Origin of the sequence: Massilia sp. (genome assembly GCF_032106685.1) — a bacterium.
GTDB lineage: Bacteria > Pseudomonadota > Gammaproteobacteria > Burkholderiales > Burkholderiaceae_D > Telluria.
The window spans coordinates 48888-62928 of record NZ_DAMCPG010000033.1 but is presented as its reverse complement, the minus strand read 5'-3'; the positions used below and the strand labels follow the sequence as shown (position 1 = coordinate 62928).

The 14041-nt window shown below is 68.0% G+C and carries 14 protein-coding genes and 1 pseudogene; 14 read left to right on the top strand and 1 reads right to left on the bottom strand.

Annotation, left to right across the window (positions count from 1 at the left end):
• From RT688_RS17235 to RT688_RS17170, 14 genes and pseudogenes are all read left to right on the top strand, one after another.
• A pseudogene (locus RT688_RS17235) lies at positions 1–417 on the top strand (peptidase S41); the annotation flags it as partial.
• Positions 418–542: 125 nt separating this feature from the next.
• On the top strand, positions 543–1304 hold the full coding sequence (locus RT688_RS17230) for a molybdopterin-synthase adenylyltransferase MoeB (RefSeq protein ID WP_313706076.1): 762 nt from the start codon (positions 543–545) through the stop codon (positions 1302–1304).
• A gap of 112 nt (positions 1305–1416) precedes the next feature.
• Positions 1417–1869 (top strand): type II secretion system major pseudopilin GspG, encoded by a 453-nt coding sequence (gene gspG, locus RT688_RS17225; protein ID WP_313706075.1) that lies wholly within the window; start codon positions 1417–1419, stop codon positions 1867–1869.
• A gap of 8 nt (positions 1870–1877) precedes the next feature.
• Complete coding sequence (locus RT688_RS17220; RefSeq protein WP_313706074.1) at positions 1878–2384, top strand: GspH/FimT family pseudopilin; 507 nt, start codon at positions 1878–1880, stop codon at positions 2382–2384.
• The gene (gene gspI / locus RT688_RS17215; RefSeq protein ID WP_313706073.1) at positions 2381–2752 is read left to right on the top strand and encodes a type II secretion system minor pseudopilin GspI; all 372 of its coding nucleotides are present in this window, start codon (positions 2381–2383) and stop codon (positions 2750–2752) included. The genes RT688_RS17220 and gspI overlap by 4 nt, the downstream gene beginning before the upstream one ends.
• A gap of 10 nt (positions 2753–2762) precedes the next feature.
• Complete coding sequence (locus RT688_RS17210; RefSeq protein ID WP_313706072.1) at positions 2763–3395, top strand: prepilin-type N-terminal cleavage/methylation domain-containing protein; 633 nt, start codon at positions 2763–2765, stop codon at positions 3393–3395.
• A complete protein-coding gene (gene gspK, locus RT688_RS17205; RefSeq protein WP_313706071.1) occupies positions 3395–4534 on the top strand; it encodes a type II secretion system minor pseudopilin GspK in 1140 nt (379 codons plus the stop codon). Before RT688_RS17210 ends, gspK begins: the two co-directional genes overlap by 1 nt.
• A gap of 16 nt (positions 4535–4550) precedes the next feature.
• Positions 4551–5759 (top strand): type II secretion system protein GspL, encoded by a 1209-nt coding sequence (gene gspL / locus RT688_RS17200; protein WP_313706070.1) that lies wholly within the window; start codon positions 4551–4553, stop codon positions 5757–5759.
• Entirely contained in the window at positions 5756–6277 is a 522-nt protein-coding gene (locus RT688_RS17195) for a type II secretion system protein M (protein WP_313706069.1), read from the top strand. Before gspL ends, RT688_RS17195 begins: the two co-directional genes overlap by 4 nt.
• Entirely contained in the window at positions 6274–7047 is a 774-nt protein-coding gene (gene gspN / locus RT688_RS17190) for a type II secretion system protein N (protein ID WP_313706068.1), read from the top strand. Before RT688_RS17195 ends, gspN begins: the two co-directional genes overlap by 4 nt.
• The gene (gspD, locus tag RT688_RS17185; protein ID WP_313706067.1) at positions 7047–9353 is read left to right on the top strand and encodes a type II secretion system secretin GspD; all 2307 of its coding nucleotides are present in this window, start codon (positions 7047–7049) and stop codon (positions 9351–9353) included. The genes gspN and gspD overlap by 1 nt, the downstream gene beginning before the upstream one ends.
• 6 nt (positions 9354–9359) lie before the next feature.
• Positions 9360–10781: a type II secretion system ATPase GspE gene (gene gspE / locus RT688_RS17180; protein WP_313706066.1), complete on the top strand. Its 1422-nt coding sequence runs from the start codon at positions 9360–9362 to the stop codon at positions 10779–10781.
• A gap of 3 nt (positions 10782–10784) precedes the next feature.
• Positions 10785–12005, top strand: coding sequence for a type II secretion system inner membrane protein GspF (gene gspF / locus RT688_RS17175; RefSeq protein WP_313706065.1), 1221 nt, complete (start codon positions 10785–10787; stop codon positions 12003–12005).
• 10 nt (positions 12006–12015) lie between these two features.
• Positions 12016–12726: a type II secretion system protein N gene (locus tag RT688_RS17170; RefSeq protein ID WP_313706064.1), complete on the top strand. Its 711-nt coding sequence runs from the start codon at positions 12016–12018 to the stop codon at positions 12724–12726.
• Between the two features lie 342 nt (positions 12727–13068).
• On the opposite strand, the gene RT688_RS17165 is transcribed toward RT688_RS17170, so the two are convergent.
• On the bottom strand, positions 13069–13800 hold the full coding sequence (locus RT688_RS17165) for a helix-turn-helix transcriptional regulator (protein WP_313706063.1): 732 nt from the start codon (positions 13798–13800) through the stop codon (positions 13069–13071).
• Positions 13801–14041 lie beyond the last annotated feature (241 nt).

Genomic DNA, 14041 nt, shown 5'->3' with positions numbered 1-14041 from the left:
ATCAAGCTGACCACGGCGCGCTACTACACGCCGAAGGGCCGGCCGATCCAGGCCGCCGGCATCGCGCCGGACCTCGCGGTGGAGGAAACCGCCGAGGGCGACGGCCTGAACGCACTGCGCGTGCGCGAAGCCGACCTGCAGCGCCACCTGACCGGCGAGAACGAACAGCCGAACGCGGCCAAGGCGCGCGACGAAGCCGAGCAGCGCCAGAAGGCCCTGGCCGCATTGAAGAACCGCCAGCCGCTGGAACTGGGCGGCAAGGACGATTTTCAGTTGGCGCAGGCGCTGAACCACTTCAAGGGCTTGCCGGTGAAGACGGCCAAGCCTGAGGCGGTCGAGGCCGAGGCATCGCCTGCGGCGAAAGCGCTGCCGGGCGCCGAGACCAAGCCGCCGGAGTTGAAGGGCTCGAAGAAATAAACCGTAGGGTGGGCGGCTGTGCCGCCCACGCGGGGATCGGCAACGATTCCGGTGCCGGGTGCGATGATCCCGCCGCCAACAATCGGCACGTTTGCCCACCCTAAGGCATCCGCGTCCACTCACCCATGAACGACACCCAGCTCCTGCGCTATTCGCGCCACATCCTGCTCGACGAGATCGGCATCGAAGGCCAGCAGCGCCTGCTCGACGCGCACGCGCTCGTCATCGGCGCCGGCGGCCTCGGCTCGCCCGCCGCGCTCTACCTGGCCGCCAGCGGCGTCGGCCGCATCACCCTGGTCGACGACGACGAGGTCGATCTCACCAACCTGCAGCGCCAGGTGATGCACACGACCGACCGCATCGGCAGCCCGAAGGTCGCGTCCGGCCGCGCCGCGCTGCACGCGATCAACCCGGAAGTCGAGGTGATCGCCCTGCGCGAACGCGCTGGACCGGAACGATTACGGGAACTTGTGCGCTCGGCCACGGTCGTACTAGATTGCAGCGATAACTTTGCCACCCGTCACGCCGTGAACCGTGCCTGTGTCGCGGCCGGGGTGCCGCTGGTGGCGGGGGCGGCGATTCGTTTCGACGGTCAATTGTCGGTATTCGACATGCGCCAAGAAAATTGCCCCTGCTATGCCTGCCTCTTTCCCGAAGACAGCGGTTTTGAGGACGTTGCCTGCAGCACCATGGGCGTGTTCGCGCCGCTGGTCGGCATCGTCGGCGCCGTGCAGGCGGCCGAGGCGCTCAAGCTGATCATGGACATCGGGCAAACCCTGGCCGGACGCCTGCTGCTGCTCGACGGCCGCGCGATGGAGTGGACCAGCATCGGCGCGGCGCGCAATCCGGCCTGTCCCGTCTGCGCGCAACGCGACGCACACGCTTGAGCTGCGCTCTTGCCAGCTCTGCAATACAATGGCGCACCCATGGCAAGTGGTCACTGTCAAAAATCGGCCTTATACTAAGTCGATTGTTCCGATCCACCTCTCAAGATTGACTATGCATAACGTATCGCACCGTGCAGTTGGCCGCCGTTTCGCACGCGGTTTCACCCTTGTTGAAATCATGGTTGTCGTGGTCATCATCGGCATCCTCGGCGCACTCGTGCTGCCGAAGGTGCTGGGCCGTACCGGCGAATCGCGCGTGGTCGCCGCCAAGACCGACATCGCCACCCTGATGCAGGCGCTCAAGCTGTACAAGCTGGATAATCAGCGCTACCCGACCACCGAGCAGGGTCTGCAGGCCCTGACTACCCGCCCGACCTCGGGCCCGGCCGCCAACGGCTGGAAGGAAGGCGGCTACATCGAGCGCCTGCCGAAGGATCCGTGGGGCAATCCTTACCAGTACCTGTCGCCGGGCCTGCACGGCGAGATCGACGTGTTCTCGTTCGGCGGCGACGGCCAGGCCGGCGGCGAGGGCGAAGACGCCGACGTCGGTTCCTGGCAGCAGTAACGCCTGTCATGGCTGCCGTCGCGGCGCCGCGCAGAAGCACCGGCTTCACGCTGGTCGAAATCCTGGTCGTGATGGTCATCATCGGCATCACGCTGGGCATGGCCTCGCTCAATGCGATCCCGAGCCCGCGCCAGGACCTCGAAAACGAGGCCAAGCGCCTGACCCTGCTGCTGCAGCTGGCGCGCGACGAGGCCATCGTGCGCAACCGCGAAGTGGCCTTCGAGGCCACGCCCGAACGCTACCGCTTCATCGTGCGCACCGACACCGGCTGGACGCCGATGAACCAGGACGACCTGCTGCGCGAACGCGCGTTCCGCAACGCGCCCCTGCGCCTCCTGCTCGATCCGCCGACGGCCGGCGGCGGCGGCGACGCGCTGCGCGTGACCTTTGGCCGCGAGCCGGTGCACAAGCCTTTCCGCCTGACCCTGGCCAGCGGCAACGCCAGCGTGGCCATCAGCGCCGACGGCGTCGGCCACTTCGTCGTCGTCGATCCCGCCACCGAAGGCATTCAATGAATTCCCGCGCGCGAGGCTTTACTTTGCTCGAGGTGCTGGTGGCCCTGGTCATCGTCGGCACCGCGCTCGGCGCCGGCCTGCGCGCCGTCGGCAGCCTGACCTCGAACAGCGCCGGCCTGCGCGCGGCCATGATGGCGACCTGGTCGGCCGAGAACCGGCTGGTGCAGATCCGCCTCGGCCGCGAATTTCCCGAAGTGGGCAAGCGCAACTTCGCCTGCGGCCAGGGCGACCTTGACTTGATCTGCCAGGAGGAAGTGCTGGTCAGCCCGAATCCCCAGCTGCGCCGGGTCGAAGTCTCGGTATTCGACAAGGCCAATCCCGAGCGCCGCATCCTGAAGCTGGTCCAGCTGGTACTCAGGCCGCGATGAGGAGGCCGCGATGAAAGGCACGATGAAAGCGGCGCGCGGCTTCACGCTGGTCGAACTGCTGGTGGCGATCGGCATCCTGGCGATGGTGGCCGTGCTCGGCTGGCGCGGCCTGGACGGCATCGTGCGCGCCCGCAGCGCCCTGACCGAGCAAATGGAAACCACGCGCGGCATGCAGCTTGCCTTTGCCCAGCTGCAAAGCGACTGCGAGCACGCGGCCGACGCCAGCATCCTCGGGCGCCGCCGTCCTTTCCTGCACCAGGAAGACGGCCGCATCACCCTGGTGCGCACCGTGTTCAACGAGAACGAGCCGGCGCGCCTGCAGGTCATCGCTTACCGTCTCGTGAACGGCCAATTGTTGCGGCGCGAATCGATCGCCACGCGCGACCTGGTCCAGCTCGACGCATTGTGGCAGGCCGCGATCAGCAACACCGACAGCACCCCGGCGGTGGTGCTGCAAGGTAACATCGAGGCGATGGCCGTGCTGATCTGGCAGAACGGCGCCTGGCGGCCCCAGGTGGACGCGAATCCTCAGGCGCCGGTGACGAGCGCCTCGGCGCTGGCCATCACCGGGCTGCAGGTGGTGCTGCGTCCGCGCGGCTTTCCGCAGCCGCTGACCAAGTCCTTCCTGCTGGGGAGCATCTGATGCGCCCGCGTCAACGACCACGCCAACCCCGCCCGTGGCGCCAGCGCGGCGTCGCCGTGATCACCGCGCTGCTCCTGACCACGCTCGCGATCTCGATCGTCGCCAGCCTGTTCTGGCAGCAGCAGGTCGAGGTGCGCTCGATGGAAAACCAGCGCCTGAACCTGCAGACGCGCTGGATCCTGCGCGGCGCGCTCGACTGGGCCTCGCTGGTGCTGCGCCAGGACGCCATCGACAACCGCGAATACACGGCCTTGACCCACGTCTGGGCCACGCCGCTGGCCGAGACGCGCCTGGACCAGTACATCGAGCGCGAACGGGTCGAAGGCGAGGTATTCGACGCTTCCCTGTCGGGCAGCATCGCGGACGCCACCTCGCGTTACAATCTCAGCAATTTGTCGAGCGGCGGGCAGATCGACCTGGCCCAGGTGGACATTTTCGCGCGCCTGCTGAGCAACCTGCAGCTGAACCCGGCGCTGGCGAAAACGGCCGCGAACATGGTTGCCGCCGGCGCGCCGCCTGCGGCGACCGGGGCGGTCGATCCGGTCACCGGGCAGGAACTCGACGGGCCAGGCGGCAAGCAGGACGATCCCGGCGCGGTGCCGGGCGGCAGCAGTGTGCCGGGTCAAGCGGGCACCGATGCCGGCGGCGGCGACGATGCCGGGGCCGGAGGCGGGGCCGGTGGTGGCGGGGCGCGCCTGCAGGCGGTGTCGCGCGAAGGCATCGGCACCCCGATCAAGTTCCTCGAAGTCGAGGATTTGCTTGCCGTAAAAGGATTTACGCCGGAAATCGTGAACAAGCTGCGCCCCTTCGTGACCGTGCTGCCCGACCCGACGCCGGTGAACGTGAACACTGCGCCGCCCGAGGTGCTGGCGGCGGTGGTCCCGGGTTTCTCGCTGTCGGAGGCCAACGCACTGGTGCAGCGGCGCCGCAACGTGCCCTGGCGCGGCATGCAGTACTTTATTGCCGATATCGGCGGTAAAACGCTGACGGAGAATTCGCTGGACGTACATAGCAATTATTTCATCGTGACCAGCCGCATCCGGCTGGACCGGGCCGCCCTGAACGCCGAAGCGCTGATCAAACGCGCCCCCACCATGGGGCCCGGCAGCATCACGGTTGTCTGGGTTCGTCAAAACTAGAAGAAAGCGAGACGGTTTGACTACACTTTATATCCGGCATCCCGCACGCGCCGAAGGCGAGGGCGCCGCCTGCCGCTTCGCCGTCGTGAGCGACGCCGGCGTCATCGAGCAGCAGGGAGAGGGCACGCTGCGCAACCTGACCGACCTGGTCGCCGCCAGCCGCCGCGTGGTGCTGCTGCTGGCCGGCGCCGACGTCAACCTGATCAGCGTGCAGGCGCCTCCGCTGGCCGGCAACAAGCTGCGCGCCGCGCTGCCGGGCCTGGTCGAGGAACACATCCTGGGCGATCCGCTCGATTGCGTGCTGGTGGCCGGCCCGCAAGGCGGCGACGGTACCCGTCCGGTGGCGGTGGTGCAGCGCGACTGGCTCGAGCCGCTGGTGCGCACCCTGCTGGCCCAGGGCGCGCGCGCCGTGGTCGCGCTGCCCTCGCAGCTGTGCCTGCCCCTGCTGCCGGGCGGCGTGTCCGCCGCGATCGGCAACGCCGAGCTGCTGTTGCGCCAGAGCCAGTACAGCGGCCTGGGCCTGGCGCTCGAGGCGAATCCCGCCACCGCCCTGCAGACCGCGCGCGCGCTGGCCGGCGACGCGCCATTGACTCTTTACGTGCCGCGCGAACAACTGGGCGAATACCAGGTGCTGCTGGCCGAGGCCGGCCCCGGCACCGTGCTCGACACCGACGACTGGGCGCACTGGATCAACGGCGCGAAAAGCACGGCCTTCGACCTGGTGCCGGGCCTGGGCGCGGCCGGCGCCCGCCAGCGCGACTGGCGCCGCTGGCGCGTGCCGATCGCCCTGGCGTTCCTGGCCGTGGTGGTCAACCTGGCCGGCCTGAACATCGAATGGCTGCGCCTGCGCGGCGAATCGACTGCGGTGCGCCAGCAGATGGAGCAAACCTACCGCTCGGTGTATCCGAACGAGCCGGTGTCCGATGCGGTGGCGCAGATGCGCCAGCACATCCAGCGCGCCCAGGCCGGCAGCGGCCAGATCGCGCCGGACGAATTCCTGTACCTCTCCGGCGCACTCGGCGAGGCAACACGAGAACTGCCGCGTCCGCCCGGCATTACATCAATGGAGTACAAGGAACGCACGCTGCGCGTGCGCGTCCAACCGGAGACGGTCGACCCCGCCACGCTGCGGCAGCTGCAGGCGTCCTTGTCCGCACGTAACCTGAGTCTGGAAGAAACCGCGCCCGCCAACTGGACGGTGCGCAGCACGGGAGCCAAGCCATGAGTCTGGGCAGCACAATCGGGCAGGTGCGCGAACGCGCCCTGGCGTACTGGATCGCGCGCTCCGACCAGGAACGGCGCTACCTGGCGGTCGGCTTCGGCGTCGTCGTGCTGGCGCTGGTCTACATGGCGCTGGTCGAGCCGGCGGTCGAGGGCCGCGCGCGCCTCGAGCGCTCGCTGCCGGCGCTGCGCCAGCAGGCCGCCGAACTGTCGGGTCTTGCCGAGCAGGCGCGCGCCCTGGTGGGCCAGGCGCCGGTGCCGGTCACGCCCATGACCCAGGAATCGCTGACCGCCAGCCTCAACGCGCGCGGCATCAAGCCGGCCTCGCTCACGCTGACCGGCGAATACGCGCGCATGCAGGTCAACGGCGCCTCGTTCGCCAACCTGCTGGTCTGGCTCGACGCCCAGCGGCGCGAGAACCGCATCGCGGTGCAGGAAGCCAGTTTCACGGCCCAGGATCCGGTGGGCCAGGTCGACGCCAGCCTGACACTGCGCCAGGACACCGGGACTGGTTCCCGATGAGACGTGGCTTGTTATGGCTAGGCGTCGTCGCGCTCGCGGTGGCCCTGACGGTGCTCGTTTTCCTGCCCGCGACCTGGCTCGGCAACATCGTCGAACGCCAGACCGGCGGCCGTTTGACTCTCGGGGATGCGCAGGGTACGCTCTGGAACGGCTCAGCTTTCGTGGGTGGCGCACCGGGCGAAGGCGGGGCGGTGACGCCGCTGCTGCCGGGACGCTTCGCATGGCGCCTGTCGCCGCTGGTCTTGTTCGGCCAGGTGAGCATGACGCTGGCAAACCCGCAGGCGCTGGCGCAGCCGGTATCGATCGAGGGCAACTGGTCGCAGTGGCAGGTCAGCGCCGGGCAGTTGCTGCTGCCGGCCGAAGGGCTGGCCGGCCTGGGCGCGCCGCTCAACACGCTGGCGCCGTCGGGCGTGATCCGCCTGAGCTGGAACCGGCTCGACCTGGTACGCCAGGCGAACAGCGTCGCGGTCACCGGGCGCACGGTCCTCAGCTTGAGCGACATGGGCTCGCGCATGGCGCCGATCCGGCCGCTGGGCAGCTACGAGATGGCGATGGACTGGCGCGGCCAGCAGGCCGACCTGGTGCTCTCCACGGTGCGCGGCGCGCTGTTGTTGTCGGGAACAGGGAAATTGCAGAACGGGCGCCTGCGCTTCTCGGGGCAGGCGGCGGCCGCGGACGGCTACGAAGACACGCTGGGCAACATGCTGAACCTGCTGGGGCAGCGGCGCATGGTGAACGGTAAAAACATAATCGCACTTGAGTTCAGATAATGAAAACATCCTTCCGTAGCACCCCCGAATTCCCGGCGCTGCGCCGGATCGCCGCCGGCGTCCTGCTGTGCTGCGCAGTCGCCACGGCGCTGCCGCCGGCGCCGGCGTTTGCCCAGGAAAACGCGGCCGCGCTGAGCTTCGTGAATGCCGACATCGAATCCGTGATCAAGGCCGTCGGCCACTACACCGGAATGACCTTCATCGTCGACCCGCGCGTAAAAGGCACCCTGACGCTGCAGTCGGAAAAGGCGCTGACCAAGACCCAGGCCTTCGGCCTGCTGACCTCGGCCCTGCGCCTGCAGGGCTATGCGGTCGTCACCACCGGCGAAGGCTATGCCAAAGTGGTGCCGGAAGCCGAGGCCAAGCTGCAATCCTCGCCGACCCAGGTCGGCACCCGCGGTTCGCGCGCCCAGGGCGACCAGATTGCGACCCAGATCTACCACCTGCAATACGAATCGGCGGCCAACCTGACGGCCGTGCTGCGTCCGCTGATCTCGCCGAACAATTCCATCATGGCGAACCCGGGCAACAACAGCCTGGTCATCACCGACTACGCCGACAACCTGCGCCGCCTGTCGCGCATCATCGCCGCGCTCGACGCGCCGGTGTCGGCCGACCTCGACGTGATTCCGGTCCGTAACGGCATCGCCAGCGACATCGCCACCCTGGTCGGGCGCCTGATGGAGCCGGCCGCCGGCGGCGACTCGGGCCGCGTCACGGTGCTGGCCGACGCCCGCACCAATTCCATCGTCGTGCGCGCGCCGTCGCAGGCGCGGGCCAACCTCGCCAAGTCGCTGATCGCCAAGCTCGACCAGCCGACCTCGGAGAAGGGCAACATCCACGTCGTCTACCTGAAGAACGCCGACGCCACCCGCGTCGCCCAGACGCTGCGCGCCGTGGTGTCGCAGGACGCCTCGGCGGTGCCGGTGCAGCAGCAGGGCACCACCGGCGGCTCGATCCAGGCCGGCGCGCAGGGCGGCACCCAGGGCGCCAGCGGCGGCAACCTCGGCGGCCAGCAGGGCCAGCAGAGCAGCATCGGCATGGGCGGCACCGGCAACACCTTCGCCCAGCAGGGCCAGGCCACGGGCGCCGGCGGCGGTGGCGGCCAGGGCTCCGGCTTCATCCAGGCCGACGCCTCGACCAACAGCCTGATCATTACCGCGCCGGATGCGATCTACCGCAACCTGCGCGGCGTCATCGACCAGCTCGACGTGCGCCGCGCCCAGGTGTACATCGAGGCGCTGGTGGTCGAGATGAACCAGCAGAAAGCGTCGGAGTTCGGGATTCAATGGATCGGCCTGTCGGGCAGCGACACCAGCAAGTACCGCGTCGGCGGCCTGCAGTCGTTCACCGGCACGAATGGCGGCATCGTCGACCTGGTCGCGGCCGCGCGCGCCGGCGTGAGCGACCCCACCAAGATCCCGCGTTTGTCCGGCCTGACGGTCGGCCTGTTCAAGCAGATCAATGGCGACCTGAGCCTGGGCGCGGTGGCCAGCGCCCTTGAAAACGACGGCGCCGCCAACATCTTGTCGACACCGAACATGATCACCCTCGATAACGAGTTGGCGACGATCAAGGTGGGCCAGAACATTCCGATCATCACGGGTTCGTTCACGACCGGCACCAGCGGTGCGAACAACCCCTTCCAGACCGTGGACCGCAAGGACATCGGCCTGCTGCTGAAGGTGCGCCCCCAGATCTCCGAGGGTGGCGTGATCAAGCTCTCGGTGTACCACGAGAATTCCGGCATCGATAACTCGGTGATCCGGAACGAGGGCATCGTGACCACCGTGCGTGCAATCGAAAGCAATATCCTGGCCGACGATGGCCAGATCATCGTGCTGGGCGGCCTGATCCAGGACAACGAGGACCATGGCCAGGAAAAGGTGCGTGGCCTGGGCGACATCCCGGTGCTGGGCAACCTGTTCAAGTACCGTTCGCGCACGCGCAACAAGACCAACCTGATGGTGTTCCTGCGCCCGGTCGTGGTGCGCAGCAAGGAACAGAACAACAGCATTTCGCTGGACCGCTACGAATACATGCGCGCACTGGGCGAGGCTAACCGCGCGCCGGACGACACCATCCTGCTGCGTAACCTCGGCGCGCCGGAACTGCCGGCCCTGAGCGAAGGCCAGCCGGCCCCGGGCGGCACGCTGGCGACGCTGCCGGCGGCGGCGCCGATGCCGGTGCGTCCCGGCGCCGCCACCGGCGACACGAATTTGCCGCCGAGCCAGCCGGCCTCCGCGCAACCGAGCGCGGCGCCCGTGCCCGAATACCGCCCGGTCCAGCCGCAGAATCGGAACTAAGGAACCATGAATAATTTGTTGCCTTACGCCTTCGCCCGCGACCATGGGGTGCTGGCGCGCGCCGGCGACGATCCGGCGCAAAGCGTCGAGGTCTTGATTTCCGGCAGCACGCCGCCGGCGGCGATCGCCGAGGTGTCGCGCCGCTTCGGCCGCATCGCGCTGCGCCGCCTCGACCGGAGCGAGCTCGACGATGCGATCGCCAAGGCCTATGCCGGCAGCGGCGGCGACGCCTCGCAGGTGGCCGACGAGTTCGACGCCGACCTCGATCTCACCAAGCTGCTGCAGGACGTGCCGGCCATCGAAGACCTGCTCGAATCCTCCGACGACGCGCCCGTGATCCGCATGATCAACGCGCTGCTGACGCAATCGCTGCGCGAGGGCGCCTCCGACATCCACATCGAACCGTTCGAGCAGACCTCGGTCGTGCGCTTCCGTATCGACGGCGCGCTGCGCGACATCGTGCGTCCGCGCAAGGGCATCCACGCTTCGCTGATCTCGCGTATCAAGATCATGTCGCAGCTCGACATCGCCGAGAAACGCCTGCCGCAGGACGGCCGCATTACGCTGCGCATCGGCGGCAAGCCGGTCGACGTGCGCGTCTCGACCTTGCCGACCGGCCACGGCGAGCGCGCCGTGCTGCGTCTGCTTGACAAGGAGGCCGGGCGCCTCGATTTGTCCCACCTGGGCATGAGCCCGGAAATGCTGCCGCAGTTCGACAAGCTGATCAATCAACCGCACGGCATCGTGCTCGTCACCGGCCCGACCGGTTCCGGTAAAACCACCACGCTGTACGCGGCGCTGTCGCGCCTGAACGCCTCGACCACCAACATCATGACGGTGGAAGACCCGATCGAGTACGACCTGAACGGCGTCGGCCAGACCCAGGTCAACGCCCGCATCGACATGACCTTCGCCAAGGCCCTGCGCGCGATCCTGCGCCAGGACCCGGACGTGATCATGATCGGCGAGATCCGCGACCTGGAAACGGCGCAGATCGCCGTGCAGGCTTCGCTCACCGGCCACCTGGTGCTGGCGACCCTGCACACCAACGATGCCGCCTCGGCCGTCACCCGCCTGCTCGACATGGGCATCGAACCGTTCCTGTTATCGTCATCGTTGCTGGGCGTGATGGCGCAGCGCCTGGTCCGTAAACTCTGCCCGCATTGCAAGAAGAGCGATGGCGTGCAATGGCATGCGGTCGGCTGCGAGCGCTGCGGCCATACCGGCTACCACGGCCGGGTCGGCGTCTACGAACTGCTGGAAACGGACGAGCAGATCCGCTCCCAGATCCACAACCAGGCCTCGGAAGCCGAGATCCGCGAAACGGCGCAGAAGAGCGGCATGAAGACGATGCGCGAAGACGGCGAGCGCTGGCTGCGGGAAGGCGTCACCACCCAGGCCGAGCTGCTGCGCGTGACCAAGGACTAAGCCATGCCGGCATTTCGTTACGAGGCCGTCGATGCGGGCGGCGCCACGCGCAAGGGCGTGGTCAACGCCGATAGTCCGCGCGCGGCGCGCGCCGACCTGCGCACGCAAGGACTGACGCCGCTGAACGTCGAGGCCATCGCGGCCCAGGTCGACGCTACCGGCACGACCCGGGCGCGCGGCATCGGCGAGCGCCTGTCGCAGGTCGAACTGGCGCTGTTTACGCGCCAGCTGGCCAGCCTGCTGGAAGCCGGCCTGCCGCTGGAGCAAGCCTTTACCGCGCTGCTGGAACAGGCGGAAAAACCCTATCTGCGCGACCTGATCGCCTCGATCCGTTCGGAAGTGATGGGCGGCATGCCGTTCTCGGAAGCGCTGTCGCGTCACCCGCGCGACTTCGCAGAAATCTACCGTGCGCTGGTCGCTTCGGGCGAACAGATCGGCCAGCTGTCGCGCGTGCTGTCGCGCCTGGCCGACTACATCGAGCGCCGCAACGCCCTGGTGCAGAAGGTGCGCCTGGCCTTTACCTATCCGGCGATCGTCACCGTGGTCGCTTTTGCCATCGTGATCTTCCTGCTCACCTACGTGGTGCCGCAGATCGTCTCGGTGTTCGCCAACACCAAGCAGCAATTGCCTTTCCTCACAGTGGTGATGCTGGCGGTGTCGGACTTTACCCGCGCCTGGGGCATCCTGGTGGCGATCGTGCTGGTCGCGGCCTGGTTCGCCTGGCGCCGGGCGCTGCAGAACCCGGTACTGAAACGGCGCTGGCACACCTGGCTGCTGACCGCGCCGATCTATGGCAAGTTCGAGCGCAGCCTGAACACGGCGCGCTTTGCCAGCACGCTGGCGATCACGACCGGTTCCGGGGTGCCGATCCTGCGCGCCCTCGACACCAGCCGCGAAACTTTATCGAACGTCGCGATGCGCGAACTGGTCGAACAGGCGACGGGCAGCGTGCGCGAAGGCGTCAGCCTGGCGCGGGCCTTGTCGGCGCAAAAACATTTCCCGCCGATGCTGGTGCACATGATCCGCGCCGGCGAGATCACCGGCGAACTGCCGGCCATGCTCGAGCGCGCCGCCAACTCGCAGCAGGCCGACCTCGAACGGCGCACGCTGACCATCGCCGGCCTGCTCGAGCCGGTGCTGATCCTGGCCATGGGCCTGGTCGTGCTGCTGATCGTGCTGGCCGTCCTGATGCCGATCATTGAAATCAACCAGCTGGTGCGCTAACAAGGACATCATGAAGCGTCTGCCTCTCCTTCTCACCCTGTTTGCCCTGGTCTTCCTGGCGGTATCCATCACCTACTGGGGCATGCAGCTGTACAAGCCGCAGCAGCGTCCGATCGCCGCTGCGCCGCCGGCCGGCATTCCCGAGCCGACCGCCGATGCCGCCGCTACCCTGTTCGGCGGCCAGGCCGCGACCGCGGTCGTCACCAACTACCAGCTGACCGGCATCGTCGCGGCCGGCCGCGACAGCGTCGCCATCCTCGTCGCCGACGGCCAGCCGCCCAAGGCTTTGACGGTGGGCAAGGAGATCGCGCCCGGCGTGACGATCAGCGAAGTGCATCCGCGCTACGTGATGCTGTCCGACGGCGGCGTCATGAAACGCATCGAACTGGCGGCCGACACCAAGCCGGCCGTGCCCCTGTCCGGCGCCGCCATGCCGCCGGCGATGCCGCAGCAGCAGCCTGAGCCGATGGCCGAAACGCCGCAAATGGAGCCGCAAACCGCCCCGGGCGCCGTGCGTCCGCCGCCGCCGCCGGGCGAAGTCGATCCGGTGGTCGGCCCGAACGAGGAACCGCCCCAGGAAACCCCGCCCTCGCCGGCGGCCGCCAACTACAACGGCGCCGTGCAGGGCAACCAGCCGCCGCCGCCTCCGGCCCAGCCGCAAATGCCGCCGCCGACGCGCGTCATGGGTGGCCCGGCCGCCGGGCAGCCGGTGACGCAGTAAGGGTGCGCTAAAAGCGGCTAACGCCGATCGGCAGGAGTAGACGGGCGACGGCACGCGCGTTCGCCATATGGGCGGGTTCGACCGTAGGGTGGACACTCCGTGCCCACGCGTAACGTCGCGTCATCAGGAGCGCTTACATCAGGGTTGGCAGTCGATCGCCGATCAGGTTCCAGAGAATAAAACTGAGCGGCTGCTCCCTCCACGCGCCAACTCGGCGTGGCCAATCAAGCCAGCACGAAGGTCTTCATCTCATTGGCGTGTGCGTGGGCACAGTGTGCCCACCCTACGGTCGCGTTCGCCAACCTGTTCCCGCTTCGTATTCCCGCAAACGCGCGTTCGCCGCTAGCGCCGCAGCGCCGTGAACGCCGCGAACTCCCAGGACCGGAACCCCACCACCAGGCTCATCCCATCCCGCTCCTCGGCCGGCAGCCGGCGGTCGTGCTTGTGCAGGCGCGCCAGTTCGGCCGCCAGTTGGGCGATCTTCTGCGCGAACTCGGCGGCGCTGGCCGCCGACAGCCGCGCCGGCAGGCACATCAGGGTTTCGCCCGGCCCGTCGAAGCGGCCCGAAAAATAATCGGGCACCATGTGCTCGCGGAAAAAGCGCTGCACGGGGCCATCCGGCAGCCAGTGGAAGGTATGCGAAACGCGCAGCCCGTAGCGGTTCAGCGGGCGCAGCTCGATCAAGCCGAGCCGGTCGAGTTCGGCAAGGTAGCCGATGCATTCGGCCGGCGTTAGGCGGTAGTTCTCGACCACCTGTTCCAGCGTCCAGTGTCCCAGGCAGGAGATCGCCATCAGCAGCAGGCGCGGCTTGGCGACCAGTGCCGTCTCCTGCGGCAGGGTCAGGGTGTCGGCCTGCGGCCGGGCGTCGGCGGCGCGGCGCAGCACGTCCTCGAGCGCGATCCCGGCCGCCTGGCAGATTTGCGCCAGGCGCGACAGCGGCATGTCCTTCTGGCCGAACAGGCGCTTCACGCTCGACTCGCTCATGTCGATGCGTTCGGCCAGGGTTTTATAGGTGAGATTGGCCGCGCGCAGCTCGGCGCGCAGCACGTCGACGATCAGCTCGGGTGAGCTCATGGGGCTCCTGTCAGTGGGCGGTGGCGCCGCACAATGTACAGGGGAACAAGGGGTGGGGCAAGACGGGAAGGTTGGCGAAGTAGCGTTGGGCGATCAAGCCCGGTGCGCTGTTATTCAAGCGACGAGACCGCGTGGGTTCAAGAACCCACCCTACGAAACCCGGTTCACGTAGGGTGGGCTCTTGAGCCCACGCGGTCTTTCGTGTTTAAGCATACCCGACAGTTCAGGTAGGGTGGGTTCT

Bases quoted from the DNA above. Each gene is read 5' to 3' on its own strand.
- RT688_RS17230 (WP_313706076.1), top strand. From the start codon at position 543: ATGAACGACACCCAGCTCCTGCGCTATTCGCGCCACATCCTGCTCGAC.
- gspG (WP_313706075.1), top strand. From the start codon at position 1,417: ATGCATAACGTATCGCACCGTGCAGTTGGCCGCCGTTTCGCACGCGGT.
- RT688_RS17220 (WP_313706074.1), top strand. From the start codon at position 1,878: ATGGCTGCCGTCGCGGCGCCGCGCAGAAGCACCGGCTTCACGCTGGTC.
- gspI (WP_313706073.1), top strand. From the start codon at position 2,381: ATGAATTCCCGCGCGCGAGGCTTTACTTTGCTCGAGGTGCTGGTGGCC.
- RT688_RS17210 (WP_313706072.1), top strand. From the start codon at position 2,763: ATGAAAGGCACGATGAAAGCGGCGCGCGGCTTCACGCTGGTCGAACTG.
- gspK (WP_313706071.1), top strand. From the start codon at position 3,395: ATGCGCCCGCGTCAACGACCACGCCAACCCCGCCCGTGGCGCCAGCGC.
- RT688_RS17195 (WP_313706069.1), top strand. From the start codon at position 5,756: ATGAGTCTGGGCAGCACAATCGGGCAGGTGCGCGAACGCGCCCTGGCG.
- gspN (WP_313706068.1), top strand. From the start codon at position 6,274: ATGAGACGTGGCTTGTTATGGCTAGGCGTCGTCGCGCTCGCGGTGGCC.
- gspD (WP_313706067.1), top strand. From the start codon at position 7,047: ATGAAAACATCCTTCCGTAGCACCCCCGAATTCCCGGCGCTGCGCCGG.
- gspE (WP_313706066.1), top strand. From the start codon at position 9,360: ATGAATAATTTGTTGCCTTACGCCTTCGCCCGCGACCATGGGGTGCTG.
- gspF (WP_313706065.1), top strand. From the start codon at position 10,785: ATGCCGGCATTTCGTTACGAGGCCGTCGATGCGGGCGGCGCCACGCGC.
- RT688_RS17170 (WP_313706064.1), top strand. From the start codon at position 12,016: ATGAAGCGTCTGCCTCTCCTTCTCACCCTGTTTGCCCTGGTCTTCCTG.
- RT688_RS17165 (WP_313706063.1), bottom strand. From the start codon at position 13,800: ATGAGCTCACCCGAGCTGATCGTCGACGTGCTGCGCGCCGAGCTGCGC.